This is a genomic window from Glycomyces sp. NPDC047010 (assembly GCF_040644205.1).
Lineage (GTDB): Bacteria > Actinomycetota > Actinomycetes > Mycobacteriales > Micromonosporaceae > Glycomyces.
Genome location: NZ_JBEYVY010000003.1, coordinates 1 through 25,393 on the forward strand (window position 1 = coordinate 1; position 25,393 = coordinate 25,393).

Sequence of the window (25,393 nt, forward strand, 5' to 3'; positions counted from 1 at the left end):
CGGTCAGAGAGCGCTCTCTGACCGTGCGCGGCGATTCGGTCGCCCCGGTCGCGGGGCCGTCAGGTGACGGTCAGGGTGAGTCGGGTCGGGTTGCCGTCGAAGGCGACGCCGGACTGGTCGGGGACGCCGTCGGGGGTGACGTCGTCGTAGGGGAACGCGTAGCCGATCGGCGAGTTGTCATGGACGGCGCGCGCGTAGTGGTTGGTGACGTCGTTGGCGTAGAAGTCCGCGACCGGGGCGCCGTTCGGCTGGTCCGGGTGGTTGTGGACGGTGCTGCGGTTGAACGCGGCGGCGAGGCGCGCGAGTGCGGCCTTCTTCGCGTCGGAGTCGCTGGGCACGTTGGCGAACGGCCCGTGGTTGCAGGTGAAGATGTCGCGGTCGTCGGGCTTACCGAAGGTGGAGCCGTCGTTGAAGACGAGGTTGTCGCCCTGCACGCGGCCGGTGAGGGTCCCGCGCCCGCCTTGGAGGTCGATGCGGAGGTCGTTGCTGCGGTAGTGGTCCCAGACCTGGTCCGCGTAGCCGCTCCAGTAGCCGTTGAAGGGCATGTCGGGCTGGCCGAAGTAGGGGGCCATGATGTTCTGCGGGGACATGACGCGCAGGATCTTGCCGCTCCCGTCGCGCATGACCAGGGTGTCCCAGGGCTGGCCGTCGGCGGCGGCCTGGGCTTCGAGGTCGGCGGCGATGCTCTCGACCGCGCCGCGGTCGAGGGCGGCCACCGAGTGGTCGCCGTCGCCTTGGAGGCGCAGGGCGATCGGGAGGGCGGTGACGAGGTCGACGTAGCTGACGTTCACGAACAGCTGCACGTCGTTGAAGGTGAACTCGCAGAACGAGGCGACCTTGCCGTAGTTGGCGTCGTTGACGTTCTGGAACGCGGGCTCGACGAGCGCGGGGCCGGGGTTCACGAAGAACTCCAGTTTGGACTCGCGCGCGAAGTAGACGCGGGCGCCGTACATGCGCGGCAGCGTGACCACCACGGGCGCGGCGCCGGGCGCGTTGAGCGGGATCGCGCAGTCGACGGGGAGCGGCGTGTTCGTGCTCCCGGGCTGCTCGATGTAGTAGGGGCCCTGGCCGCCGGGGCGCAGGAGCATCATGCGGTCGGTGCCGAACTCGCGGCCGGTGACGTAGGCGTGGACGTTGCCCGTGTCGGTGTCGTTGGCGAGCGCGAGTTCGCAGGTGGCGGGCGCGGCGTCGGCCGCGGGGACGGCCCAGGTGCGCCACCAGGGCGAGCTGGCGGCGACGGCCCCTCCGGCCGCGGTCAGGGCGATCATGGTTCTTCTTGAGACCATCGCGAACCTCCGTGGTGCGGATATCGAGGAATTCGCACATTAACATGGTTTGTTAAAAGATCAAAGGGGCGAACGCGGAAATACCAGTGTTTTACGGACAGGTCCCGGTTGCGCACCCGGGGTGAGCGGTGTCGGGAATCGACCGGGTATTGACCTGGGGGCGTTCGGGTTTGTAGAGTACCGATTAGATCGACGTATTGAAACGATTCATTCCCTGGGGGCCTCTTGACCGCTCTCGAAACCGACCCCGCCCCGGCAGCCCCGCCACCGCCCGCACCTCCCGTCGTCTCGCTCAGGGGCGTCGCCAAGTCCTTCGGCGCCGTCCGGGCCCTGCGCGGCGCGTCCCTGGACCTCTACGCCGGCGAGGCCCATGCGCTCGTGGGCGAGAACGGCGCCGGGAAGTCCACATTGATCAAGATCCTGGCGGGGCTGTACCGCCCCGACGCCGGGATCGTCGAGCTCGGCGGCGCCCCCGTGGCCTTCGGCGACACCGCCGCCGCGATGGACGCCGGGATCGCCGTGATCTACCAGGAGCCCGCGCTCTTCGGGGACCTCTCCGTCGCCGAGAACCTCTTCATCGGGCGACAGCCCAAGGGCCGCTTTGGCCTCATCGACCGCGCCGCCATGCACCGCGACGCCGCCGCGCTCTTCGATCGCCTCGGCGTCCCCATAGACCCCGACCGGCCCGCGAAGGGCCTGTCGATCGCCGACCAGCAGCTCGTCGAGATCGCCAAGGCCATCTCCCGCGACGCCCGCGTGCTGGTCATGGACGAGCCCACCGCCGCGCTCTCCGGCGTCGAGGTCGAGCGGCTCTTCGGGGTCGTGCGGGCCCTGCGCGAGGACGGCGCCGCGGTCCTGTTCATCTCCCACCGCTTCGACGAGGTCGAGGCGCTGTGCCAGCGCGTCACCGTGATGCGCGACGGCGCGCACGTCTCCACCGACCTCCTCGCGGACGTCACGGTGGAGGAGCTGGTGCGGCGCATGGTCGGTCGCGAGCTGGGCGCGATGTTCCCCAAGCAGGAGGTCGAGCCCGGCGCTCCGGTCCTGGAGGTCGCGGGGCTGACGCGCGAGGGGCTGTGCCGGGACGTGAGCTTCACGGTGCGCGCCGGGGAGATCGTGGCGCTCGCAGGGCTCGTGGGCGCGGGCCGCAGCGAGGTCGTGCAGGCGGTCTTCGGGATCGCGCCGCGCGACGCCGGAAAGGTGACTGTGGACGGACGGGAGCTGCCCGCGGGGAGCCCGCGGGCGGCGATGCGCGCCGGGGTGGCGCTGGTGCCGGAGGACCGGCGCCAGCAGGGGCTGCTCCTGGACCTGTCGGTCATGCGCAATGCGACGATCACGCGCCGGAACCGCTTGTCGCGCTTCGGGTTCCTCGTCGGGGGCGCGGAGCGGCGCGCGGCGGCGGACTGGAGCGCGCGACTGAACGTGAAGTTCGGGGACCTCGCGGACGCGGCCGGGACGCTCTCGGGCGGGAACCAGCAGAAGGTCGTGCTCGCGAAGTGGCTGGCGACGGACCCGAAGGTGCTCATCGTGGACGAGCCGACCCGCGGCATCGACGTGGGCACGAAGGCCGAGGTGCACCGGCTGCTGTCGTCCCTTGCGGCGGAGGGGGTCGCGGTGCTCATGGTCTCCTCGGAGCTCTTGGAGGTGCTGGGGATGGCCGACCGGGTCCTGGTGATGCGCGAGGGGCGGATCGCCGGTGAGCTGGCGCGGGACGAGGCGACCGAGGAGTCGGTGATGGTGCTGGCGACGGGGGCGGCATGACGGCGCTCGCGAAGGCGCGGACGGGGTCCGCGGGGCTCGACCTGGTGCTGCGGTTCCGGGCGCTCGGGCTCGTCGTCGCGCTCGCGGTGCTCGTGGGGGTCACGACGGCGCTGAACCCGCGGTTCCTGAGCGCGCAGTCGGTGCGGGACCTGCTGTTCGCGGCGGCGGTGACGCTGCTGCTGGCGTGCGGGATGACCGTGGTGGTCCTGACGCGCGGGATCGACCTGTCGGTGGGCTCGGTGCTGGGCCTGTCGGCGTACGTCACCGGGAGCGCGTTGAGCGCCACCGGGATGGGGACGCCGCTCGCGCTGCTCTTGGGGCTCGCGGTCGGCGCGGCGTGCGGGGCGCTCAACGGCGCGGTCATCCACTTCGGACGCGTGCCGCCGCTGGTGGCGACGCTGGGGATGCTGTACGTGCTGCGCGGCGTCGTGTACTTCATCGCGGGCGGGTCGCGGATCAACGCCTCGGACCTGCCGCGCGGGTTCCTCGACTTCGGGAGCGGGCACGTGCTCGGCGTGCCGTACCTGTTCGCGGTGTCCGTGCTGGTCCTGGCCGCGGTCGCGGTGTTCCTGGGCCGGTACCGGGCCGGGCGGGACCTGTACGCGCTCGGGTCGAACCCGGAGGCGGCGCGCCTCGCGGGCGTCCCGGCCGGGCGGCGGCTGATGACGGCGTACGTGCTGTCGGGGGCGTTGGCCGGCCTCGGCGGGGTGCTGTACGCGGCGCGGTTCGGGACCGTGGACGCCTCGGCGGGGTACGGGATGGAGCTCGACGTGGTCGCCGCGGTCGTGGTCGGCGGCGTCGCGATCTTCGGCGGGTCCGGGACGGCGCTCGGCGCCGGGCTCGGGGCGCTGCTGCTCACCGTCATCGACAACGCCCTGCCGGTGCTGCGCATCGACCAGTTCTGGCAGCAGGCGATCGTCGGGGCGCTGATCCTCGCGGCCATCGCGCTGGACCGGCTCGTGAGCGTCAGGGCCGCAAGGGCACTGCGAACGAAGGGGTCCCATGTCGACTGACCGGCCGATTGATCTGCGCCGCCTCGCGCGGCCTCTCGTGACGTGGGACGCCGCGATCATCGCGGTCACCTTGGTGTTCCTCGTGGTCGCCTCGGTGACGGTGGAGCACTTCGGGACCGCGCGGAACGCCGGGTACATCATCCTGGACCTGGCGCCGATCCTGCTGCTGGCGCTGACGATGACGCTCATCGTCACGACCGGGGAGATCGACCTGTCGGTGGCGAGCACCGTGGGCCTCACCGGGGCCGCGATGGGCGCGATGTGGAACGGCGGCATGGCGCTGGAGGCGATCATGCCGGTGGCCGTGCTGCTCGGCGCGGTCCTCGGGGCGGTGAACGGCCTGTTCGTGACCGGGTTCGGGCTGCCGTCACTCGCGGTCACCATCGGCACGCTCGCGCTGTACCGGGGCTTGGCGTACGTGGTCCTCGGCGACACGGCGGTCGCCGACTGGCCGCGGCTGTTCACCGGGTGGACGCTCGGGACGATCGGCGGCGGGCCCGTGCCGAACGTGCTCGTCCCGCTGCTGGTCCTGGCCCTGGTCTGCGGGGTGGTGCTCCACGCGACCCCGGTGGGCCGCTCGATCTACGCCGCGGGCGCCAACCCGGTCGCCGCCGCGTACGCGGGGATCGGCGTGGGGCGCTTGAAGTTCTGGCTGTACGTCGCGTCCGGGGCGATGGCCGGCCTCGTCGGCGTCCTGTGGACGCTCCGGTACTCCTCGGCGCGCGCCGACAACGCGGCCGGGCTCGAACTCACCGTCATCGCGGTCGTGCTCCTCGGCGGCGTCTCGATCTTCGGCGGCAAGGGCGCCCTGCCAGGGGTGCTCGCCGCCGTGGTCCTGCTGGTGTCGGTGCAGAACGCGCTGCGCCTGGCGCACGTCTCGACCGAGGCGCTCACCGTCGTCACCGGCTCACTCCTCATCGCCGCCGTCCTCGCACCGAACGCCATGGGCGCCTTGCGGACCGCACTCCGCAGACGCCGCACCACCTCCACCGGCCGAACCGCATGAAAGGCAGCAAGCCCATGAACCGCAGACGCCTGACCCTCCTCACCACCCCGATCCTGGCCGCGGCCCTCCTCGCCGGATGCGGCGGCACCACCCAGGGCGACGACGACGCGGACGGCGGCCCCGCGGGCGACGCCAGCGCCGACCCGAACGCCGAGTATGCGACCGGCCTGTCGTTCGCGATGCTCCCGAAGTCGGTGAACAACCCGTACTTCGACGCCTCCAGCACCGGCGCGGAGGCCGCGGCGACCGCCCTGGAGGGGACGTTCGAGTACACCGGGCCCTCGGACGCGTCGGCGTCCTCGCAGGTGTCCTACATCGACACGCTGAGCCAGCAGGCCACCGACGTGATCCTCCTGTCGGCCAACGACCCGAACGCGCTGTGCTCCTCGCTGGAGCAGGCCCGCACGGGCGGGTCGGTCGTCGTCACGTTCGACTCCGATGTGGACCCGTCGTGCCGGGACCTGTTCGTGTCGCAGGTGGACAGCGACGAGGTCGGGCTGGCGCTGCTGGAGATGGCCGCGGAGCAGATCGACGCCACCGGCGAGATCGCGATCCTCTCGGCGACCGCCAACGCCACCAACCAGAACGCGTGGATCGAGGTCATGCAGGCCGAGCTGGAGTCGAACCCCAGCTACGCCGACATGGAGCTGGTCGACGTCGTGTACGGCGACGACGAGGACGAGAAGTCGTTCTCCGAGACGCAGGGCCTCCTCCAGGCCCACCCGGACCTGAAGGCGATCATCTCCCCCACGACGGTGGGGATCGCCGCGGCGGCACGGTACCTCTCGGGTTCGGAGTTCAAGGGCCAGGTGGCCCTGACCGGGCTGGGGACGCCGAACCAGATGCGCGAGTTCGTCACTGACGGGACGGTCACGGAGTTCGCGCTCTGGGACCCGACGGCCCTCGGCGAGCTGGCCGCGTACACGGGCGCGGCGGCAGCGTCGGGCATCATCACCGGCGCCGAGGGCGAGGTGTTCACCGCGGGCGAGCTCGGCGAGTACACGGTGGGCGCCGATGGGATCGTGACCCTCGGCCCGCCCACGAGGTTCAACGCGGACAACATCGACGACTTCGACTTCTGACGCCCGCAACCGGGCGGCCGCTCGCGCGGCCGCCCGGCCAAGGGGCGGATCGAGGGCAGGCGCATCGGTGGGGGGATGCACCCGCCCCGGAATCAAGTCTGCCCGAGGGGTACGACATCGCACCCCTCTCGCATCACTGCTCCCGGGCGGCCTCGATCTCTGCGAGGGCCTCGCCGGGGACCCGGCGGGGCAGTTCGACCAGGACCTCCGTGCGGCCGCCGGCGAGGCGCTCGCGGAGTTCGCCGAGGCCCTTGGCGGTCACGCGGATCTGCGGCGGGTCGATGACGCGCCGCCCGGTCCGGGGGTGGGAGTGCGACTGGGGGATCTCGGAGAGCCTCCCGGCCGCGATGGCGGACTGGTAGACGCGCCACGAGTGGTCGCTCCGCTGGCGGTACGTCCACCCGAGGTCCCCGAGCGCGGCGAACAGGCGGTTCTGCCCGATCTCGATCGACGGGTCCCGAGAGAGGATCTTCGCGGAGTCGGCGACCGAGAAGTCGCCGCGCCCGGAGGCGAGCACCTCCCACGAGGCCGCCGCCGGCGCGATGTCGGCGAGCTTGATCTGCAAGCGGTGCTTGGCTTCCAGCGCGGCGAGGTAGCGGCGGGCCACCTCGATCTCGTCGAGTTCGTCGGCGTCCACAGGGGTCGGCGCGACCGCGACGTCGGCGGCGATCCCGCGAAGGACCACGGCCGTCTGCGCGGCGTCCTGATAGCGCTGCCACGCGCGGTAACCGAGGTGCGGCATGGCGTCCCGCGCGGCGGGCTGCTGAACGGGGGCGGATTCGAGCATGTTCGGCTCCTCTCGGGAGGGCGTCCTCAGCGGCTTCCAAGGACCGTCCTACCTTCGATCATACGTTCGGGGTACGACATTTTCCCCACTCCTGAGCACCCCGATTTTCCCAGTTCAGCGGGTGAATTTCGGAGCTCCGGGACACCTCGTCTTGCCGCCCTGCCCTACCCTTGGAGGCGACCATCCGCACCCCCTGGAGTGAGCACTTGGACGACGCGGCCCCGACCATCCAGGACGTCCTGCGCAGTCGCCAGCAGGACACCTTCGTCGGCCGCGAAGCGCGGCTCGCCGAGTTCCGCGGCAACCTCCACCTCCCGCCCGCCGACCCCGCGCGCCGCTACATCGTCAACGTCCACGGCATCGCCGGCGTCGGCAAGTCCTTCCTCCTCCAGCAGTTCCGCCGCATCGCCGGGGCCGAGGGCGCCGCCTGCGCGTACGTCGACGAGGAGTACTTCGAGGTCGTCGAGACCATGGCCGCCGTCGCCGCCGACCTCGCGGCCCAGGACGCCCGCCTCACCGAGTTCGAGGCCCAGCTCGCCACGTACCGCCAGCGCCGCCGGGAGCTGGAGGGCGACCCCAATGCGCCCCTTGGGGACATGCTCACCTCGACCACCGTCCGGGCGGGCATGGCCCTCGCCAAGACCGTGCCGGTCGCGGGCGCGGTCACCGAGTTCGTGGACGCCGACGCGCTCGCCTCCCAGGCCAACCGGTTCCGCGCCTACCTGGTCCAGAAGTTCGGCAAGAAGTCCGACATCGACCTACTGCTGTCCCCAGTGGACGTATTGACACGCGCGTTCATCGAGTCGCTCAACGCGATCGCCGCACAGCGACCGGTCGTGCTGTGCTTCGACACGTTCGAGCGGACCGCCCCGTACCTGGAGGACTGGCTCCTCAACCTGTTCTCGGGCAAGTTCGGCGGCCTTTCGGCGAGGGTCGTCACGGCCATCGCCGGGCAGCTCGCGCTGGCCGACAACCGCTGGTCCCCCCTGCGCAGCCTCATCGCGGCCTTCCCGCTCGAACCGTTCACCGAGGAGGAGGCCCGCGGCCTCCTCGCCCAGCGCGGCGTCACGGACGAAGCCGTTGTCGCAGTGATCCTCTCGCTCTCCGGCCGCATCCCGATGTGGCTGGCGACCCTCGCCGAGAACAGCCCCCAGGACCCCGGCGCGGTCCTCGACCCCACCGACGACGCCGTCAAGCGCTTCCTCAAGTGGGAGCCCGACGAGCATCGGCGCAAGCTCGCCGAGGCCGCCGCACTCCCCCGTCGTTTCAACCGCGACCTGATACCCGCCGAACACGCCGACCTGTTCGACTGGCTCTGCGGCCTGCCGTTCGTCTCCCTCGCGGGCGACTACTGGCGCTACCACGACGCCGTCCGCGACCCCATGCTCCGATCGGCACGCGTCGCCTCCCCGCAGCAGTGGCGCGAGCGGCATCAAGCGCTCGCCGACCACTTCGCCGACGAACGTGACGCCCTCGGACTCGAAGCCGACCAGTGCTGGGACGACGAACAGTGGCGAGCCCTCCTCTTGGAGGAGTCGTACCACCGGCTCTGCAAGGCACCGGTCTCCACATTTCCGGAGGTGCTCAGCCGGGTCGTCTCGGCCGTGGACACCAGCATCGTCCTCGCCCGGCGCTGGGCCGCGATGCTCACCGAGGCAGGGACGACAACCGATTCCGAACACCTGCGCACATGGGGGCCACGCATGACTGAACTGCTCAAGGACGAAGGCGACGAGACCGCCTTCCTGACGTCGCTCATCGACAGCGGCGAGCTTGATCCGGAGACCCGGAAGATCACCTTGGAGAATCGCGCTTGGTCGCACCGGATCCACGGTCGGTACGAGGAGTCGCTGGCCGATTGGAACCGCATCATCGAGCTCGACCTGGAGCGCGCGGCCCACTACACCCAGCGGGGCGTGGTCTTGCAGCTACTGCAACGCTATGAGGAGGCGGTCGCCGACTTCGACCACGCGCTTTCACTCGCGCCGGAGGACAGCGGGAGCATTGCACAGCGCGGCTACACCTTCCATCTCCAGGGTCTTCAGGAGCAGGCGCTCCTCGAACTCGACCGCGCCATCGGCATCAGTCCCGACGAGTACTGGAACTACATCCTTCGCGCTGGGGTGCACAACGGTTCGGGCGACGAGGACGCCGCGCTCTTGGACTACGGCCGCGCCGTCGAACTCGCCCCCGACAGCAGTACCGCGTACGCCTTCCGCGGATCGGTCCACCACGAGGCGGGGCGAATGGAAGAGGCCCTGGCCGATTTCGACCAGGCGATCGTCTTCGACCCCGATTACGAATGGGCTCTGGAGTTGCGGAACGACACGCTGTTCGATCTCCGGCGGTACGACGCCCTCGTCCCCGACGTCGAGCGGCTCATCGGGCTCGGAGTCGGCAGCGGGTGGGTGTACGAGCGGCGCGTCATGGGGCACCTCGCGAGCGGAGACTCCGAGGCGGCACTTGCTGAGACCACCCGCATGGTCGCCGAGTTCCCCTCGGACACCGCGATGCGCTCGCTGCACGCGGTGGCGCTGATGGCCGCGGACCGGCGCGACGAGGCACGGCGCGAGGTCCTCGCCTCGATGGAGCTGCGCAGGTCGGAAACGGACGCGGACCCTTTCGAGCCCGAGTTCGACCTTGCCGTCGACCTGCTGCTCCTCGGCCGCGCAGAGGAAGCGCGGGAGCTGCTCGACGCGACGCTGCAATCACAGCCGCCCGCCGACCCGGTGGACGACTTCCTCAACGACCTAGCGTTCCTGGCCGCCTGCCCCGGGGTCGAGGTCGCAGGGCTGGAGGAGTTCCGGTCGGTCGCGACCGAGTACCGGGACGGCCTCCCCGAGGCGGAGTGACCGCGGTGCCACGAGCGGCACCGCGGTCAACGCACGCTAAGCCTTGCCGACAGCGGACACCAGGGCCTCAGCAAGCTCAGCAGGCTTGGTGAACTGGGGCCAGTGGCCGGTCGGGAGGTCGATGTAGGTGACGTCCTTGACGGAGGCGGGCTCCTTGACGAACGGGACGCCCTGCTCGATCCAGGCGAGGACCATGGCGCTGCCGAACTCGCAGCAGATCATGGTGATCGGGACGTCGAAGCGGCGCTCGTCGGAGAGGACCTGCTTGTCGTAGGCGACGCCTTTGGGGGTGGGGATCGACCTGGCGCGGAAGGACTCCCGGAGCTCCGGGGTGAGGTCCACGAGGTCTTCGTCCTCGAAGACGTTCCAGTCCGGGAGCGGGATCTCGCCGTCCACGACCGGGAGCTCGTCGTTGATGACGCCGCCGGGGCCGAGGGGGGCCGAGTCGACGTAGACGACGCGGGCGATGCGGTCCGGGCGGGCGTCGGCGACCGCGTGGGCGACCGCGCCGCCGCCGGAGTGGCCGACGAGGACCACCGGGCCGTCGAGTTCGTCGACCTTCGCGATGACGTACTCGACGTGGTCGCGCAGGCCGATGCCGGAGCGGTCGGCGTCGACCGACTCCATGCCCGGCAGGGTCAGCGCGTGGGTCCGGTGGCCGGCCTTCTCCAGGGACGGGGTGATCTCGTCCCAGGAGGACGCGTCGAGCCAGAAACCGGGGATCAGAATGATGTCCATGGCCCCGACCCTAACGGCAGGGACCGACATTCCGTGCCGGTTCGCGGACCCGCAGGTCAGCGGTAGTCGTTCTCCTTCAACTCGATGACCCAGGCGCGGCGCTCGCAGATGAGGCCGTCCCTCATCAGGAAGACCTCGGCCATGGACATGCGCATCTCCTCCCCGTTGTCGCGGGTCGACGAGCCCGTGATCTCGGCCATCACCGTGTCGCCCTGCTCGACCATGCGCACCAGGTCGAGCGTCGGCGGCCCGATGAACCCGGGGCCCTCGATCGCGGCGTCGTACGCCGACTTGCCGCTCAGCTGGAACGCGCCGTAGACGGTCCAGGTGATGTCGTCGGTCAGGCAGGACAGGATCTGCTCGTGGTCGCTCTTGCGGAAGCCGTCGAGGTAGCGGTTGACGGTCTCGGTGTTGCGGGACATGGTGCGGTTCCCTTCGCTGTGGCGGACGGCCGACGCTACCCGCGGCCACCGACAATCCGGGCCGGACCACGGGAACTAGCCCGCGCGGAGGGTCATGACCGTGATGTCCGCGTTGGCGCCGACGCGGATCGGGGGGCCGTTGGTGCCGGCGCCGTTGGTGACGTAGACCTGGGTGCCGTGGTGGGTTTCGAGGCCGGTGAGCTGGCCGCTGCGCCAGCGCGAGAGGACGTGGACGGGCCACATCTGGCCGCCGTGGGTGTGGCCGGAGAGCTGGAGGTCGACGCCGTACCCGGCGAGGCGGTCGACGGCGCTGGGCTGGTGGGCGAGGAGCACGACCGGGCGGGCGGGGTCGCGGTCGCCTAGGGCCGCATCGAAGTCGGGGCCGGTCTCGGTGGCCTCCATGTGGCGCTGCTCGACGATGAGGTCGTTGACGCCCGCTAGGTCGAACCCGGCGAGTTCGACGCGCGTGTTGGGGAGGCTGGTCATGCCGAGCTCCTCGACGCGCTCGTACCAGGCGTCGGCGCCCACGTAGTGCTCGGCGTTCCCGGACACGAAGAACGCGCCGTCGCGGGAGGTGAGCCCGGCGAGGGGCTCGGTGGCCTCGCGGAGCTGGTCGGCCTCGTTGCTGGCGAGGTCGCCGACGAACGCGATGAGGTCGGCCTGCGTGCCGTTGATCCGGTCGACGACGCGGCGGCAGTAGCCGCTGCCGCGGATCGCGGAGAAGTGGGTGTCGCCGACGATCGCGATGCGGTACCCGTCGAACGCGCGGTCGAGGCGCGGGAGGGCCAGCTCGACCGGTTTCAGGCGCGGCGTGCGGTAGCCCTCGTAGAGGCCGTCGCCGACGGTGCCGAGTGCGACCGCGGTGGCGCCGAGGCCGATCGCGCGGGAGACGACGCGGCGCCGCGAGAGCCCTTCGGGGGTGGCCTCGGGTTCGGAGACGAGTCTCCTGAGGGGACTCTTCTCGGACTTGACGCGGGTGCGGCGCAGCAGGAGCCAGCGCACTGGTTCGGCGATGATGAGGACGCCGGAGAGGTAGATGAGGACGCCGAACCAGATCCAGCCGGGCCAGCCGACTGCGGCCTGGAACCCCATGGGGGCGTGGACGGACGGCGTGAAGATCACGGCGAGCATCCCGAACGCGCCCAGGACCCCGAGGGCCGCGGCGCCGACGATGCGCCAGCGCGAGCCGCGGCGGGTGGTGTCGCGGACCAGGCGCGTCCACAGGTAGAAGTGGAGGACGGCGAACCCGACGGGGATCGCGATGTCGGGGACGGTCGACCAGAGTGCGTCCACGTCAGCGCCCGGCCAGGGCGCCGCCGTTGGACTGGATGATCTGGGCGGTCACGTGCCCTGCTTCGGGCGAGGCGAGCCAGGCCGCGAGGGCGGCGATGTCGCCGGGGTTGCCGGGCCGCTTGTCGTCGGTCTGTCCGATGAGCATGGTCCGGCGCTGCTCGGTCATGCTGGTGCCGAAGAACTCGGTGTCCTCGATGTACCCGGGGGCGATGACGTTCGCGGTGATGCCGCGGGCGCCGAGTTCGGAGGACAGGTCGATCGAGTACGGGTGCAGGGCGGCCTTGGAGGCGCCGTAGCTGCCGGTGCCGGAGCCGCGGTAGGCGGCGATGGAGCTGAACAGGAGGATGCGGCCGCCGTCGTTGAGGATGGGTTTGAGGCCCTCCACGAGGTGGACGGCGGTCATGACGTTGAGCCGCAGGTTCGCGGTCCAGGCCCAGGAGGCGCGTTCGAGCCCGGCGAGGTCGGCAGGGGCTTTCGCGGCGGTGTTGCCGCCCGCGACGGCGGCGATGACGTCGATGCGGCCGGCGTGCTCGGAGGCGTGCTGCAGCACCTGGTGGGCGCCTTCGACGGTTTCGAGGTCGGCGGCCACATAGGAGGCTTGCGGGCCGATCTTGCCTGCGGCTCTGGCGAGGACGTCTTCGCGGCGGCCGGTGAGGATGACGTCGTCGCCTGCGGCGGCGAGGTGTTCGGCGACGGCGAGGCCGATGCCCGTGCCGCCGCCGCTGACCACTGCGGTGCGTGCCATGCGGTGCTCCTTCGGTCGGGTCCGCCCGACTCTAGCGCGGCGGCGCCTCGGGGGAGGCGCGGCGCATCGGGTATCGAGCCGCCGCGGCTTCGGTCAGGGGCGGGCGACTTGGACGAGGTCGGGGGGTGCGCCGCGGCGGACGAGGAGTGCTCGGCCGGGCGGGAGCCGGCGGCTGGCGGTGCCGTGGAGGAGGCGTCCTTCGAGGCGGTCGCCGGAGAACATGAGGCCGGGGCTGGACATGTCGCACAGCTGGCGCAGCAGCGGTTCGTAGACGGCGCGGCTGGCGCCGCCGGTGCGGCGGGCGAGGATGAGGTGGAGGCCGAGGTCGGCGCCGTGGGCGGCGAGTTCGGTGAGCGGCGCGAGGGGGTTGCCCGCGGAGGTGGGCACCAGGTCGTAGTCGTCGACGACCACGAACACCTCGGGGCCGGTCCACCAGGTGCGGTCGCGCAGCTGCCGCGGGGTGACCTCGGGGCCGGGGAGGCGCTGCTTCAGGGCCTCGGCGAGCTCGAACGCGTTCTGGGCGGCGTGCGGGCCGGTGTTGCAGTACGTGACGAGGTTGCCTTCGGGGACCTCTTCGAGGTGGGAGCGGCGGTAGTCCACGAGGAAGATCCCGGCCTCGGCGCCGGGGCGGCGCACGATCTGGCGCATGATCGCGCGCAGGAGCGTGGTCTTGCCGGTCTGCGTGTCGCCGAAGACGACCAGGTGCGGGTCGGCGGTGAAGTCGATCGCGGCGGGCCGCAGGTCGCTCTCGGCGACGCCGACCACGGGCGCGAGCGCGTACGGGTCGCCGTCCGCGGGTTCGCGCAGGGGCGGGACGAGGTCGCGGAGCGCGAGGTCGGTGGGGAGGGCCTTGACGGGGGCCGCGCCGGGTCCGGGCCAGCGGCGGCGCACCGCTTCGACGAGGTCGGCGAACCCCTCGGCGAGGTCCTCTGCGGAGTCGGAGCCGTCGATGCGGGGCAGGGCGATGTGCGCGAACCGCTTGTCGGCGGTGAGGACCCGGCCCGGGGACTCCTTGGGGAGCTGCTCGATGAGCTTGCGGTCGATGCCGGAGTCGAACGCGTCGGCGAGGCGCAGCTCGACGCGCCCGGAGATCGAGGCGGCGAGGCGGGAGCGGATCTGCGTGGAGTTCACGGCGGTGAGCACGGTATGGACGCCGAGCGCGGGGCCGCGCGAGGCGATCTCCATGACCAGGTCGTTCGCGTCCTCTTTGGCCTCGGTGAGGCCGCCCCAGCCGTCGATCGCCAGAAGGAGGTCGCCGGGGACGTCCACCGCGCCGTCGGCCGCGGCCCGCCGCAGGCCCGCGGCCGAGTCGATGCCCTTGGCGCGCATGAGGTTCTCGCGGACGTCGAGGAGCGAGCGGACCTCGGCGAGGGTGCGGGCGACGAGTTCGGGCTCGGCGCGCCCGGCCGCGACGGCGACGTGCGGGAGCCGCGAGAGGCCCCCGAGGGCGCCGCCGCCGAAGTCGACCACGTACGCGGCGAGCGCGTTCGGAGGGTACCGCAGTGCGAGTGAGGAGACGAGGGTCCGCAGGAGCGTGGACTTCCCCGAGGACGGGGCGCCGAGCACGGCGAGGTTCGCGTCCGCGCCCGACAGGTCCCATTCGAGGGCGTCCTGGCGCTGCTCGCGCGGGTGGTCGGCGAGGCCGAGGACCGCGGCGATCCGGCCGCCCGGTTCGGCGGGCGAGGTGTCGAGGGCATTGAGCGGCATGGAGTCCGGGAGCGGCGGCAGCCACACCGGGCGGACCGCGGCGATCGCGTCGGTCCGGGCGGCGTGGGCGAGCGAGGCGACGAGGACGCGGAGCACCGAGTGCTCGGGGTCGGGCTGCTCTGGACGCAGTGCCGCGGAGTTGACGAGCGCGTCGAGGACGTTCACGACCGGCGGCACCGGCCACGGGAGCACCGGGAGGCTCCGCTGCTCCACGTCGCGCGGCGGCGTGTACCTGCCGGAGACCATGGCGGCCTTGAACCTCGTGAAGATCGTCGTGTCCACTTTGAGGTACCCGGAGCCGGGCTCGGGCGGGAGCCGGTAGGCGTCGGGGACGCCGATGGCCTCGCGGCTCTCGGCCTCGGAGAAGGTGCGCAGGCCGATCCGGTACGACAGGTGCGATTCGAGGCCGCGCAGGTGCGCCGCTTCGAGGCGCTGGGTGGCGAGCAGCAGGTGGACGCCGATGGACCGGCCGATGCGGCCCACCGCGACGAACAGGTCCGAGAAGTCGGGCTTGGCCGTGAGCAGCTCGGAGAACTCGTCGATGATGACCAGCAGGTGCGGCAGCGGCTCCAGCTCAGGGTTCGACTCCCGAAGGCGCGCATAGGCGTGGACGTTCGGGAGGTTCCCGGCGTCCTTGAGGATCTGCTGGCGGCGCGTCATCTCCCCGTAGAGGGCCTCGGCGAACCGGTCGACCAGGCCGAGGTCGTCGGCCAGGTTCGTGATCGCGCCCGCCGAGTGCGGCAGGTCGTCGCAGTCCGCGAACGTCGCCCCGCCCTTGAAGTCCACAGTGAGCAGTGCGAGGCGGTCGGGCGGGTGGCGCACCGCGAGCGCCGCCACGAGCGTGCGCAGCGCCTCGGACTTGCCGGAGCCGGTGGCGCCCACGATGAGCCCGTGCGGGCCCATGCCGCCGAGCGCCGACTCCTTGAGGTCGAGCTCGACGGCGCGGCCGTCGGCGTCCACGGCGAACGGGACGCGCAGCAGCGAGGACTCCTCTCTCGGAGCCCAGGTGCGGCGCCAGTCCACATCGGCCGGGTCGGCGACGCCGAGGATGTCGGTGAGGCCGTGGACCCCGGTGAGGGCGTGGGAGACGTCGTCGAGCGCGAGGCGCCACGGGCTGACGGCGCGGGCGACGGCGGCCAGGTCGGCGGGGTCGAGCCGGTCGGGGCGGCCGGTGGCGGTGGTCTCGGCGACCGCGCCATCCGCTCTCTCGATGCGGGTCACGGCGATCGCGTCGGCGTCCACTTTGATCCTGGCGGCGGTGTGCTCGGGTTCCTGGCGCTGCTCGGCGACGAGGGTCCAGACGTGGACGCCGAGGAGTTCGAGCCCTTCGGCGTCGGGCACGATCCCCGGCAGGGACACCTGGTGCTCGCCGTCCACGACGACGAGGAGCCGCCGCGTGCCGGGCCCGGGCGGGCCGCCGCGGCGGCGCCGCAGCTCCGCGGAGCGCACCGCCAGGTCGGCGGCGAGGAGTTCGGCGAGTTCGGCGGTGGTCGCGCAGATGAGCGGGACCGGGGCCTCCGCGGACGTGGGGTCGGCGAGGAGGTGCGGCAGCCACGACATCGGGGTCCACTGGGGAGCGACGCGGGGGTGGGCGACGATCGCGATGCGCAGGTCCTCGGGGGCGACGAGGACGGCGAGCTGCGCGAGCATCCCCTGCGCGGCGGCACGGGTGCGCGCGAACTCGCCGATGATCGCGGTCTCGCCGACGTCCCCGACGGGGACGGTGAGCGGCTGGTCGGCGAGGTTCGCGTACTGCTCCACGAGTTCCTCTGCGCCCGAATGGCACACGGGGTCGTAGACGACGAGGGGGCTCTGCTCGTCGATCTTCAGCGACAGCGACCGGCTCAGCGGCACCGAGGCGAGCCCGCACCTGACGTGCAGCAGGTCGGGGTCGGTGCCGCGCCGCTCCCAGCGGCGCCCCGGGTCGCACGCGAGGCCCAGGAGCAGGCCGGGGTGCGGGTGGCGGCGGGCGGCGTGGTCGCGCTGGGCCTTCACGGCCTCGCGGATCGTGTGCCGGGCGTCTTCGAGGTAGTCGAGGTAGCGTTCGCGCTCCTGCCGGAGCTTGCGCCGCGGCCCGGACCGCATGGCCACGAACAGGACCATGCCCATGGCGACGCTCGCGACGAGCATGAGCAGCCCGGCCGTCGCGTACAGGGGCCGCTGGAGGTTCGACAGGACCATGATCATCGCGCCCGAGCCGGACATGAGCGGCATCATGAGCATCGGCGCGCCCATCGCCGCCGACGGCGGGTCCCCAAGGGCCGGAGGCGAGGCGAGCGTGATCGGGTCGGTGGCGACCTCGGGCGCGGGGCGCCGGGCCGGGCGGCGGACGACCTCGGTGCCCATCAGATCCCGCCGATCATCGCGTACAGGCCCGAGAGGTGCCCGGCGAGGGCGATCATCCCGGCGACGAGCAGCGTCTCGGCGACGGCGACCACGCGCCGCCACCACGCGGCCGAGACCGCCGAGCGGGACACGGAGGCGACCGAGACGTACGCGAGCCCGGCGAGCACCGCGAGCGCGGGCAGCCACGACAGGAGCGGGTCGGAGTGGCCGATCCACAGCCATGCGGCCCAGGCGAGTGCGGCCATGCCGGTGAGGCGCAGCGGGGCGACGTGGCGCACCAGCTCGAAGATCCGGGAGCGCGTCAGCAGCGCCAGCGCGCCGCCCGCGCCCATGAGGGACGCCCACGGGTCGGGTTGGGCCGCAAGGAGGGCGGAGGCCGCGGCGGCGGTCGCGGCGAGGCCGCAGACGGCGCCGGTGAGGCGGGCGTCGGTCGCCTGGAGGCGGCGGGCCAGGTGCTCGTCGCTGGTGGGGTCGCCCGCGCGCACGTCGCGGTCGAGGGCGAACAGGCCCGCGGAGGACATGGCGAGGCGGGGCACGAGGGCGATCGCGAAGAGCGCGATGAGGAGTGCGAGGGTCTCGGCGCGGACGGCGGTGAGGCCCATGCGCGACCACAGGGCCCAGGCGAGGGCGCCGAGGGCGAGCGCGACGGCGACGCCGACGGCGTAGGCGGTGGCGAGGCGGGCCCCGGCGCGGGCGACGACCACGAACGCGAGGGCGGCGATGCCGGCGCCGATCATGCGGGTCGCGGTGTGGGCGTGGCCGTCCGCGGCGAGAACCTCGACGGCGGTGTGGCCGGTGCGCCCGGCCCAGAGGACGCCGCCGGTGAGCGCGAGGTGGGTCATGAGGTCGTGCTGGCGGGCGGACCACCAGGACATGAGGACGGCGAGGAGGCAGACGAGGCCGCCGGTGAGGAGCACCGCGGCGTCGGCGCCGGGGCTGAGCGCGGCCGCGGCGACGAGGAGCCCGGCGGTGCCGACGGCGAGGAGGCGGCCGGTGCCGGACTCCCAGCGGGCGCCTCCGGCGTCGACGGCGTCCTCCACGGCGTCGCGCACGTCCTCGACGGTGTCGGGGAGGGCCGCGGCGGTGGCGTCGTGGAGGAGGAGCACGCCGCCGTCGGGGACGCGGGCGGCGGCGAGGGTGTCGCCGGGGCCGAACGTGGCGCCGTCCATGGTGGACAGGGCCCAGCCGGTGCCGTCGGCGTCGGGCTCGTCGGGTCCGGTGTGCCGCAGGAGTTGCGGGAGGAGTTCGGCGACCGGCAGGTCGTCGGGGAGCGCGAGGTCGCGGGTGGCGCGGGGGCCGACGATCGTGACGGTGCTGTATCGACCGGGCAAGGTGGGCCTTTTCAGTCTTGGTCGTAGGGCGCGGAGACCGCGGCGTCGCGCTCGGCCTGTTCCTGTGCGTCGCGCTCTTTCTGCTTCTGGAACGCGCCGGCGACGGCGATGGCGGCGACGATGAGGGCCACCGCGATCACGCCGATGAGCGCGGCGGGCCACAGGGGCTGGCGCTGCCGCCAGCTCCGGGCGGAGCCGTACAGGACGGCGGCGCGGAGCTGGCGGCGGCGCAGCGCGGCGGCCTGGAGCACGTAGCGCTCGCTCTGGCCGGTGCGCCGCATGACCATCGGCGCGAGTTCGGTGCCGGGGTCGGGCGCCGGTCGGGGGTCGGTCAAGAACCCCACCGGGCGTCGATGCGGGAGATCGCGCCGTTCCAGTTGGTCCCGGCGTCCTCGGTGGCGGTCGCGAGCTTGTTGAACGCGGCCTGGACGTCGGTGAACTCGGACTCGGTGGTGGTGTTGAAGGTCTGGAAGCCGGCGGTCCCGGCGCCGACCCACTTGGGGGTGACGGTGCCGACCGCCGACTGGATCTGCCCCAGGATGGCCTCGAAGCGGCCGCGGTAGGTGTGCTGGACGCCCGCGAGGTTCTGGAGCTCGCCGACGTTGCCGTACAGTTCGTATCCGGTGCCAGGCATGATGGACTGTCCCTTCTAGACGGCGATGTTGATCGGCTTGATACCGGGGAGTCCGCCGCCGGCGGTGGTGTACCCGGCCTCGTTGGAGTCGTCGGTGGTGAAGCCGTCGGTGCTGGTGGCGCCCTGCGCCATCGAGGAGACGCCGTACTTGTCGGCGAGGGCGTTGTACGCGGTGACGAACTCGGCCTTGGCGGTCCGGAACGCGGTGAGCGCGTTGCCGCCCTGGGCGTTGACGTCGTTCTCCATCTCCTGGATCAGGGCCTGGAGCTGCCCGAAGAGCTCTTCGACGGAGAGGGAGTGGTCGTTCGCGCTGACGTTGAGCGCATTGGCCTCGGTGAGACCGAACTCGTTTCCGGCCATGGGGGTTCCTCCTTATAGGCAAGGATGTGAATGGCCCGTGCTGGGGAGCGTATCGGTACATGTTGGCACGCGCATGAAGCGGAAGTAAAGAGCCGAGGCGGCCCGCGAGTACATCCGGGAAGCGGTTCCACGACTCCCGCCCCATTGGTCACTTCCGTTGTGGCGCAACCGAGACAGTTCATCCGATGTTATTCCAATACCCGGTGAACGGCGGTACGCTGAGCCGCAGTCGCGAGTCCGCACCCCCTGGAGGACCAATGGACTACGTGGGTATGAACCCCGCCCGGGCGAGTTCCGGCGGAGACGAGACGATGACGCTCGCCGAGAGCTACGGCGGCCTGCGGGGCGACCTCATGGGCACCCTGGAGTCGTGCATCGCGGCCGCGGGCGAACCGGAGGTCACCGGCGGCTACGAGGACTTCGGCGAGCGGTGGTCGACCGATCTCGCCAAGACGGCCGCGCACGGCGAGAGCGTCGGCGGCAACGCGAAGATCACCGTCTCGGACGGCACCGCCACCGACCTGGACAACTCCGGCGGCTTCCTTCTCGACGTCCCCCGCCCGAAGCTCCCGACCATCAACCCCTGAACCACCCCGAAGGAGGGGCGACGACGATGGCGACCATCCCGACCCTGGGCAGCTTCGATCCCCCGACCACCACCGCCGACGAGGACTCCCTTGAGGACTCGGCCCGGGCGCTGGACGCCCAGAGCGGCCGCATCATCGGCCGCGGCACCGAGACCTCCACCCGCATGACGACCACCGCCGTCGAGTTCTCCGAGCTCGTGTCCGAGCCGATCCGCACCCGCGGCGGCGAGTTCCTGTCCGCCGCGACCGCCGCCATGGAGGGCGCGGTGTGGGGCTCGGCCGTCACCGTCAAGTGGGCGGGCTCGGTGCGCGAGTACAAGGAGGCCGTCAAGGCACTGGTCGCCGAGTGGGAGGCCGCGGTCGGCGACAAGTTCGGCATACGCGAGTCCGAGGTGGGCGGCGGCACGCCGAACCTGACGCCCGCCGAGCGGGAGGCCGCGGCCGAGGAGGCCACGGCCTATGCCGGGCAGCTCAAGCTCGCCGAGATGAACGCCGCCGCGAACGCCGCCTACGAGAAGTTCAAGGGCGACGCCGCCGACGCGGGCGGGATGCTCAAGGGCGGCCCGACCCCGAAGAACCTGCAGGCCATGGCGGCTGACGGCGGGGTCGACTCGTGGTCGCTGTTCAACGTGTTCGGCATGAACGCCCCGATGCCCCTGACCGGCGACTGGGGCGGCGTCCTCGGCAAGGACCTCCTCGACGCGATCGCCCGCGGGAACATCGACGACCTCCCCGCCGAGGTCCGCGGCCAGCTCGGCGTGCTCCGGGCGCTCGTCGAGCGCGCCCACCACCTCCAGCCCCTCGGCGGCGAGCTGTCGGCCGGGGAGCTCGCCTACCTGGAGCGGTTCTTCGGCGCAATCGACAAGAGCATCTTCGACATGCCCGAGCTGCTCGGGGACACCGGCTGGTCCGACGCCGACAAGGCGCTCATCCTCGGCGGCATGGGCGGCGGCCTCCTCGCCGTCTCCGACGAGCGGCTCGGCGGCGGCACCTCCCGGCTGCCCGCGAGCGTGCGCGGCTTCGTGGCCGCCTACGCGGGCGGCAAGGGCAAGGACGCGCTCCCCTACCGCATGTCGGAGCCCTCCGACGGCGACGACCTGCGCGCCCTCGCGTCCATGTTCGACGCGCTCGACGACGACGGCATGGCGCTCATGCAGGGCGGCAGGGACTTCTCGGCCGCGATCACCATCGCGGCCGCCGAGCACCTCGACTCCGACGGGAGCGGCGCGGTGTTCACGATCAGCGAGGGCACCGCCCGGACGCTCCTGGACCACAGCACCGCCAACTTCGAGGCGAACACCGCGATCCTCAACGGCGACGTCGAGCACCCATTCTACAAGGAGGACACCGCCGAGCACGTGCTGCGCGAGATGTTCGGGCACCGATGGGAGGACGGCGGCGCCACCGGCGCCAAGCTCATCGACTGGATCCCCCGCGCGGCGACCTCCGGCGACAAGGGACTCCAGGACCTGGCGACCGAGGCCGCCTACCACCTCATCACCACCATGACGAACGACAAGCCCGCCGAGCACTGGGACGAGTCGGCCTACACCTTCTTCACCGACGGCTACGGCGACATCGGCGGGTTCGACAAGGCCCCGCTGGGCGTGGCGAACCCGCTCATCGCGCAGTCGATGGGCCGCACGGCCATCACGTACATCGACTACCTCGACGCGCCCAATGTGGACCGCGACTCGGAGCTGACGCTCAGCGACGACCCGCGCGCCGACGACATGTTCCTGGACAAGGGCACCCGCGCCCGGTTCGTCGAACTCGTCATGGGCGACAAGACCGCCGGGAACGCGCTCGGCGAGGCGGCCTACGCGAAGGTCATCGCCGAGGCGGGCGACATGGGCGACTGGAAGGGCTGGCAGGACGCCCGCAAGGAGGCCCTGGAGGACGGCGGCCTCATCGGGCTCATGGACACCGCCTTCAAGAACGTGTACGAGGACGCCACCGGCGACGCCGCCGACGAGGCGACCGTGGACAAGCAGCACGCCACGTGGGTGCGCTCGGCCTCCACGATCCTCAAGGAGATCGTCACGGAACTGCCCGCCGTCAAGCCCATCAAGGGCGTCGGCGCGATGCTCATCAAGGAGGGCCTCGAACTGGGCAAGTGGGGCCCCAACCAGGTCGAGTCCAGCGGCATCTGGCAGTTCTCCGACAACAGCGCCCCCGCCCAGGGCGACCGCGAGGGCGACCCCGAGTACGAGAAGTTCGGCTTCGAGGTCACCCACAGCGTCGTCTCCAACCTCCTCGCGGACCCGAAGTCCGGTGTGGACATCGCCGACGTGCGGGCGATCGACTCGCGCCTGGTCGAGAAGGGCGCCGACGGCGAGTACCGCCTGCGCCCCTCCGACGAGCTGCTCAAGGCCAACGACCCGCCCAGCAGCGACCAGCACCGCGGCAACCTCGACTTCCGCGAGGCCAACGCCGCGCTCCAGGAGCTGTTCGACGACAAGACCGGCAAGCTGTACGAGAGCTACGTCGACGCCTTCGTCGACCAGCGCAAAGACCAGTAGCAGCCCCGGGACGGGCCCCGGCCCGTCCCGCCACCCCCACTAGGAAGCCCGTCCCGTGACCCAGACCGATCCCCGTGCCCCGCAGCGCGACCTGCCCGACAAGATCCAGTCCTCGCTCTCCGGGCTGCGCGACCGCATCGGCGCCAACCGCGCCGTCGCCGCGACCGCGGCCGTGGTCGCCGTGGTGCTGCTGGTGGCGATCGTGGCCGCCGTCCTCGCCTCCGGCGGCGGGGGCGAGGACCAGCCGCAGGGCACCCCCTCCTCCGAGGAGACCGCAAGCGCCGCAACAGGAGGGGACACGGCCCCGACGCTGCCCGCCGACGGCGCCTACCTCGTCCGCCAGGAGGCCACCGGCCTGTGCGCGACCTCCGGGCCCGAGCCGGGGAACGCCGAGCGGACCGTCATGGTCCTCGGCGACTGCGCCGCCACGTACCCGGCGAGCTTCGGCTTCGCCTCCGAGGGCGCGGGCGTCTACACCGTGAAGCTCGACTTCGCCCAGGACGACTGGCAGGCGTGCTGGGGCGCCGACGACCCCGCCGACGAGCCCGGATACCTCAGCGCCGGTTACGAATGCGCGGACTCCGACCTCCAGCGGTTCCAGCTCACCGGCGCCGGAGCCGACTCCTACACCCTCGCCGTCCTCGCCTCGGGCCTGTGCCTCGGGCTCCTGGAGGGCGCCACCGCCGAGGCGGGCGCGGCCCTCGCGACCGCCGCGTGCGACCCCGACGACCCGAACCAGCGGTTCGCCCTGCTGGTCCCCTGACCCTCCTGTAAGGACCCCTCCTGTGGAACCCTGGCCGCCTCCCGCGCCCCGCGGGCCCCGGCACGCCTCGCAGAACGACCTGCCCGCGCGCCTCCGCGAACGATTCGAGCGGGCGCGGATGCGCCTGGGCACCAGCCAGACCCTCTCCGGGGTCGCTGCCGTCGTGGCCCTAGTGCTCACCGTCGCTGTCATCGCGGCGATCATGACGGCGGGCCGCAGCGCCGAGCGCGAGGCGGCGGCGCAGCAGATCGAGACCTCCCTCGCGTCCACACCGTCCCCTTCGGAGACCCTGTCCGCCTCACCCTCCCCGAGCCCGTCCCCGTCGCCCTCGGCGACCACGGCAGAGGAGGTCGCCGACGCCCCGCGCGACACTACCGAGGAGCCCGAGACCGAAGCGGCCGAACCGGAACCGGCGTACCCGGCCGACGGCTGGTACCGGATCAAGCAGGCGGCCAGCGGCCTGTGCCTGAGCACCGGCCCCGAGCCGTACAACGAGGGCCGCACCGTGGTCGTGCTCGCCTCGTGCAGCTCCACGAACCCCTCGACGCTCCAGGTCGTCGCCTGGGACGAGGGCGTCTACGTGTTCAACATGCACTTCTCCGACTGGAGCGCCTGCATGGGCGCCGACGCCCCCGCCGACCAGGAGGGCTACCTCATGGCCGCGTACTCGTGCGAGTTCACCGAGACCCAGTTCTGGGAGCTGACACCCCTCGGCGGCGGCGAGTACACGATCAGGACCAGCGCCTCCGGCCTGTGCGTCGGCATCCTCGAAGACCGATCGTCCACTTCGGGTGAACCGACCGCGACCGACTCCTGCGATTCGGGGAACGCGGCCCAGCGGTTCTCGCTGGTCTAGCGCGCCTCGTCGTAGCGGGCCTGCCTGTCGACGATCGCGCCGGCGTTGTCCTTGATCCAGCCGAACATGCTGGACAGGTGCTCGGCGGTGCCGCCTCCGACCTCGGTGAGGCCGTAGGTGACCTGGGGCGGGACGGTGGGTTCGACGCGGCGCCAGACGAGTCCGTCGCGCACGAGGTTGCGGAGGGTCTGGGAGAGCATCTTCTCGCTGACGCCCTCGATGCGCTCGCGCAGCTCGAAGAAGCGCTGGGGCCCGTCGTGGAGCCCGAGGAGGACCCAGATGCCCCAGCGGCTCGTGACGTGACCGAAGACCTGCACTGCGGCGCAGTTGGAGTGAAAGACCTCACGACCGTCCGGCGGACCGGCCTTGACCACCTGATTTCCTACCGGCATGTCATGAGCTTACTTCAAAGTGCGTCCTTCCCGATCGGCTCCGCGGCTCCTACCTTGGGGTCCGGAACCCCAACGAAGGAGCACGAAATGATCACCGTCACCGGAGCCACCGGCAACGTCGGCCGCCCGCTCGTGGAGGCCCTCACCGCCGCAGGGGAACAGGTCGCCACCGTGGCCCGCGGCGAGGCCGCGCCCGCGGAGGGCGTCACGCACCACCGCGCCGACCTCGCCGAGCCCGAGACCCTCAAGCCCGCCCTCGACGGCGCCGAAGCGTTGTTCGTCCTGACCGCCGGGGACTTCATCGTGCGCGGCGACATGGGCGCCCTCATGGACGTGGCGCGGGCGAGCGGCGTGCGCCGCGTCGTGCTGCTCTCCTCCCACGGCGTCGGCACCGGCCGCCACGCCTCGAACCTCGAAGCGGCCGTAATGGAGTCGGGCCTGGAGTGGACGATGCTCCGGCCCGGGAACTTCGCCTCCAACGCGTACGCCTGGGCCGGGTCGGTCCAGGAGCGGCGCGTGGTCGAGGCGCCGTTCGGCGACACCGCGATCCCAGCCGTGGACCCCGCCGACATCGCCGCGGTGGCGGCACTGGCCCTGCGCGAGCCCGGCCACGCGGGCAGGATCCACACGCTGACCGGACCTGACGCGGTCTCCCCGCGGCAGCAGGCGGCGGCCATCGCGGCGGCGATCGGCGAACCCGTCGGGTTCACCGAGCTGACCCGCGAGGAGGCGCGGGCCCGCATGCTCGGCTTCATGCCCGAACGGGTCGTGGACGCCACCCTCGGCGCACTGGGCGAGCCCTCCCCCGCCGAGCAGCGGCCCACTCCCGACGTCGAGCAGGTGCTGGGCCGCCCGGCGACCTCGTTCGCGGAGTGGGCGAAGCGGAACGCCGCCGCGTTCCGCTGAGGGG

The 25,393-nt window shown here is 72.0% G+C and carries 22 protein-coding genes; 10 read left to right on the forward strand and 12 right to left on the reverse strand.

Translation table 11 applies throughout. The features are described 5' to 3' along the window. Window positions 1-59: 59 nt before the first annotated feature. Complete coding sequence (locus AB0A65_RS06410) at window positions 60-1,286, reverse strand: beta-1,3-glucanase family protein (RefSeq protein WP_359947233.1); 1,227 nt, start codon at window positions 1,284-1,286, stop codon at window positions 60-62. A gap of 225 nt (window positions 1,287-1,511) precedes the next feature. Here AB0A65_RS06410 and AB0A65_RS06415 point away from each other — a divergent pair, with 225 nt between their 5' ends. The 4 genes from AB0A65_RS06415 to rhaS are packed head-to-tail and all read left to right on the forward strand — an operon-like array spanning window position 1,512 to window position 6,148. Next, on the forward strand, window positions 1,512-3,047 hold the full coding sequence (locus tag AB0A65_RS06415; protein WP_359947236.1) for a sugar ABC transporter ATP-binding protein: 1,536 nt from the start codon (window positions 1,512-1,514) through the stop codon (window positions 3,045-3,047). Further along, complete coding sequence (locus AB0A65_RS06420; protein WP_359947239.1) at window positions 3,044-4,060, forward strand: ABC transporter permease; 1,017 nt, start codon at window positions 3,044-3,046, stop codon at window positions 4,058-4,060. Before AB0A65_RS06415 ends, AB0A65_RS06420 begins: the two co-directional genes overlap by 4 nt. After that, window positions 4,050-5,066 carry an ABC transporter permease gene (locus AB0A65_RS06425; protein WP_359947242.1) on the forward strand — a complete coding sequence of 339 codons (1,017 nt, stop codon included), beginning with the start codon at window positions 4,050-4,052 and terminating at the stop codon, window positions 5,064-5,066. Before AB0A65_RS06420 ends, AB0A65_RS06425 begins: the two co-directional genes overlap by 11 nt. Before the next feature lie 14 nt (window positions 5,067-5,080). Next, the gene (gene rhaS / locus AB0A65_RS06430; protein ID WP_359947245.1) at window positions 5,081-6,148 is read left to right on the forward strand and encodes a rhamnose ABC transporter substrate-binding protein; all 1,068 of its coding nucleotides are present in this window, start codon (window positions 5,081-5,083) and stop codon (window positions 6,146-6,148) included. A 133-nt stretch (window positions 6,149-6,281) separates the two neighbouring features. On the opposite strand, the gene AB0A65_RS06435 is transcribed toward rhaS, so the two are convergent. Next, window positions 6,282-6,935, reverse strand: coding sequence for a phage antirepressor KilAC domain-containing protein (locus tag AB0A65_RS06435; protein WP_359947248.1), 654 nt, complete (start codon window positions 6,933-6,935; stop codon window positions 6,282-6,284). Between the two features lie 206 nt (window positions 6,936-7,141). On the opposite strand from AB0A65_RS06435, the gene AB0A65_RS06440 reads away from it, so the two are divergent. Beyond that, on the forward strand, window positions 7,142-9,787 hold the full coding sequence (locus AB0A65_RS06440) for a tetratricopeptide repeat protein (RefSeq protein ID WP_359947251.1): 2,646 nt from the start codon (window positions 7,142-7,144) through the stop codon (window positions 9,785-9,787). Window positions 9,788-9,823: 36 nt separating this feature from the next. Here the strand turns inward: AB0A65_RS06440 and AB0A65_RS06445 are convergent, their stop codons facing one another. The 9 genes from AB0A65_RS06445 to AB0A65_RS06485 all read right to left on the reverse strand — a co-directional run bounded on the left by AB0A65_RS06445 (window position 9,824) and on the right by AB0A65_RS06485 (window position 19,363). Continuing rightward, complete coding sequence (locus AB0A65_RS06445; protein ID WP_359947254.1) at window positions 9,824-10,525, reverse strand: alpha/beta hydrolase; 702 nt, start codon at window positions 10,523-10,525, stop codon at window positions 9,824-9,826. Window positions 10,526-10,581: 56 nt separating this feature from the next. Next, the gene (locus AB0A65_RS06450) at window positions 10,582-10,947 is read right to left on the reverse strand and encodes a nuclear transport factor 2 family protein (protein ID WP_359947257.1); all 366 of its coding nucleotides are present in this window, start codon (window positions 10,945-10,947) and stop codon (window positions 10,582-10,584) included. Window positions 10,948-11,022: 75 nt separating this feature from the next. Then, complete coding sequence (locus AB0A65_RS06455; protein ID WP_359947260.1) at window positions 11,023-12,240, reverse strand: metallophosphoesterase; 1,218 nt, start codon at window positions 12,238-12,240, stop codon at window positions 11,023-11,025. A 1-nt stretch (window position 12,241) separates the two neighbouring features. Continuing rightward, window positions 12,242-12,985, reverse strand: coding sequence for an SDR family oxidoreductase (locus tag AB0A65_RS06460; protein ID WP_359947262.1), 744 nt, complete (start codon window positions 12,983-12,985; stop codon window positions 12,242-12,244). Window positions 12,986-13,078: 93 nt separating this feature from the next. Next, window positions 13,079-17,038 carry a type VII secretion protein EccCa gene (gene eccCa / locus AB0A65_RS06465; protein ID WP_359947265.1) on the reverse strand — a complete coding sequence of 1,320 codons (3,960 nt, stop codon included), beginning with the start codon at window positions 17,036-17,038 and terminating at the stop codon, window positions 13,079-13,081. After that, window positions 17,038-18,369, reverse strand: coding sequence for a type VII secretion integral membrane protein EccD (gene eccD, locus AB0A65_RS06470; RefSeq protein WP_359947268.1), 1,332 nt, complete (start codon window positions 18,367-18,369; stop codon window positions 17,038-17,040). Before eccD ends, eccCa begins: the two co-directional genes overlap by 1 nt. Window positions 18,370-18,380: 11 nt before the next feature. Beyond that, on the reverse strand, window positions 18,381-18,704 hold the full coding sequence (locus tag AB0A65_RS06475; protein WP_359947271.1) for an ABC transporter permease: 324 nt from the start codon (window positions 18,702-18,704) through the stop codon (window positions 18,381-18,383). Further along, window positions 18,701-19,003 (reverse strand): hypothetical protein, encoded by a 303-nt coding sequence (locus tag AB0A65_RS06480; protein ID WP_359947274.1) that lies wholly within the window; start codon window positions 19,001-19,003, stop codon window positions 18,701-18,703. The genes AB0A65_RS06475 and AB0A65_RS06480 overlap by 4 nt, the downstream gene beginning before the upstream one ends. Window positions 19,004-19,018: 15 nt before the next feature. Further along, on the reverse strand, window positions 19,019-19,363 hold the full coding sequence (locus AB0A65_RS06485) for a hypothetical protein (protein WP_359947277.1): 345 nt from the start codon (window positions 19,361-19,363) through the stop codon (window positions 19,019-19,021). A 257-nt stretch (window positions 19,364-19,620) separates the two neighbouring features. Between AB0A65_RS06485 and AB0A65_RS06490 the strand changes: the two genes are divergently transcribed. From AB0A65_RS06490 to AB0A65_RS06505, 4 genes are read left to right on the forward strand one after another with little or no spacing between them, the layout of a single operon-like run. Beyond that, complete coding sequence (locus tag AB0A65_RS06490) at window positions 19,621-19,950, forward strand: hypothetical protein (RefSeq protein WP_359947280.1); 330 nt, start codon at window positions 19,621-19,623, stop codon at window positions 19,948-19,950. 26 nt (window positions 19,951-19,976) lie between these two features. Further along, a complete protein-coding gene (locus AB0A65_RS06495; RefSeq protein ID WP_359947283.1) occupies window positions 19,977-22,472 on the forward strand; it encodes a hypothetical protein in 2,496 nt (831 codons plus the stop codon). Window positions 22,473-22,527: 55 nt separating this feature from the next. Next, complete coding sequence (locus tag AB0A65_RS06500; protein ID WP_359947286.1) at window positions 22,528-23,235, forward strand: hypothetical protein; 708 nt, start codon at window positions 22,528-22,530, stop codon at window positions 23,233-23,235. Between the two features lie 22 nt (window positions 23,236-23,257). Continuing rightward, window positions 23,258-24,091, forward strand: a complete 834-nt coding sequence (locus tag AB0A65_RS06505; protein ID WP_359947289.1) for an RICIN domain-containing protein — start codon at window positions 23,258-23,260, stop codon at window positions 24,089-24,091. On the opposite strand, the gene AB0A65_RS06510 is transcribed toward AB0A65_RS06505, so the two are convergent. Then, on the reverse strand, window positions 24,088-24,483 hold the full coding sequence (locus tag AB0A65_RS06510) for a helix-turn-helix domain-containing protein (protein ID WP_359947291.1): 396 nt from the start codon (window positions 24,481-24,483) through the stop codon (window positions 24,088-24,090). The genes AB0A65_RS06505 and AB0A65_RS06510 overlap by 4 nt on opposite strands. A gap of 87 nt (window positions 24,484-24,570) precedes the next feature. Here AB0A65_RS06510 and AB0A65_RS06515 point away from each other — a divergent pair, with 87 nt between their 5' ends. Next, complete coding sequence (locus AB0A65_RS06515; RefSeq protein WP_359947294.1) at window positions 24,571-25,389, forward strand: NAD(P)H-binding protein; 819 nt, start codon at window positions 24,571-24,573, stop codon at window positions 25,387-25,389. Window positions 25,390-25,393 lie beyond the last annotated feature (4 nt).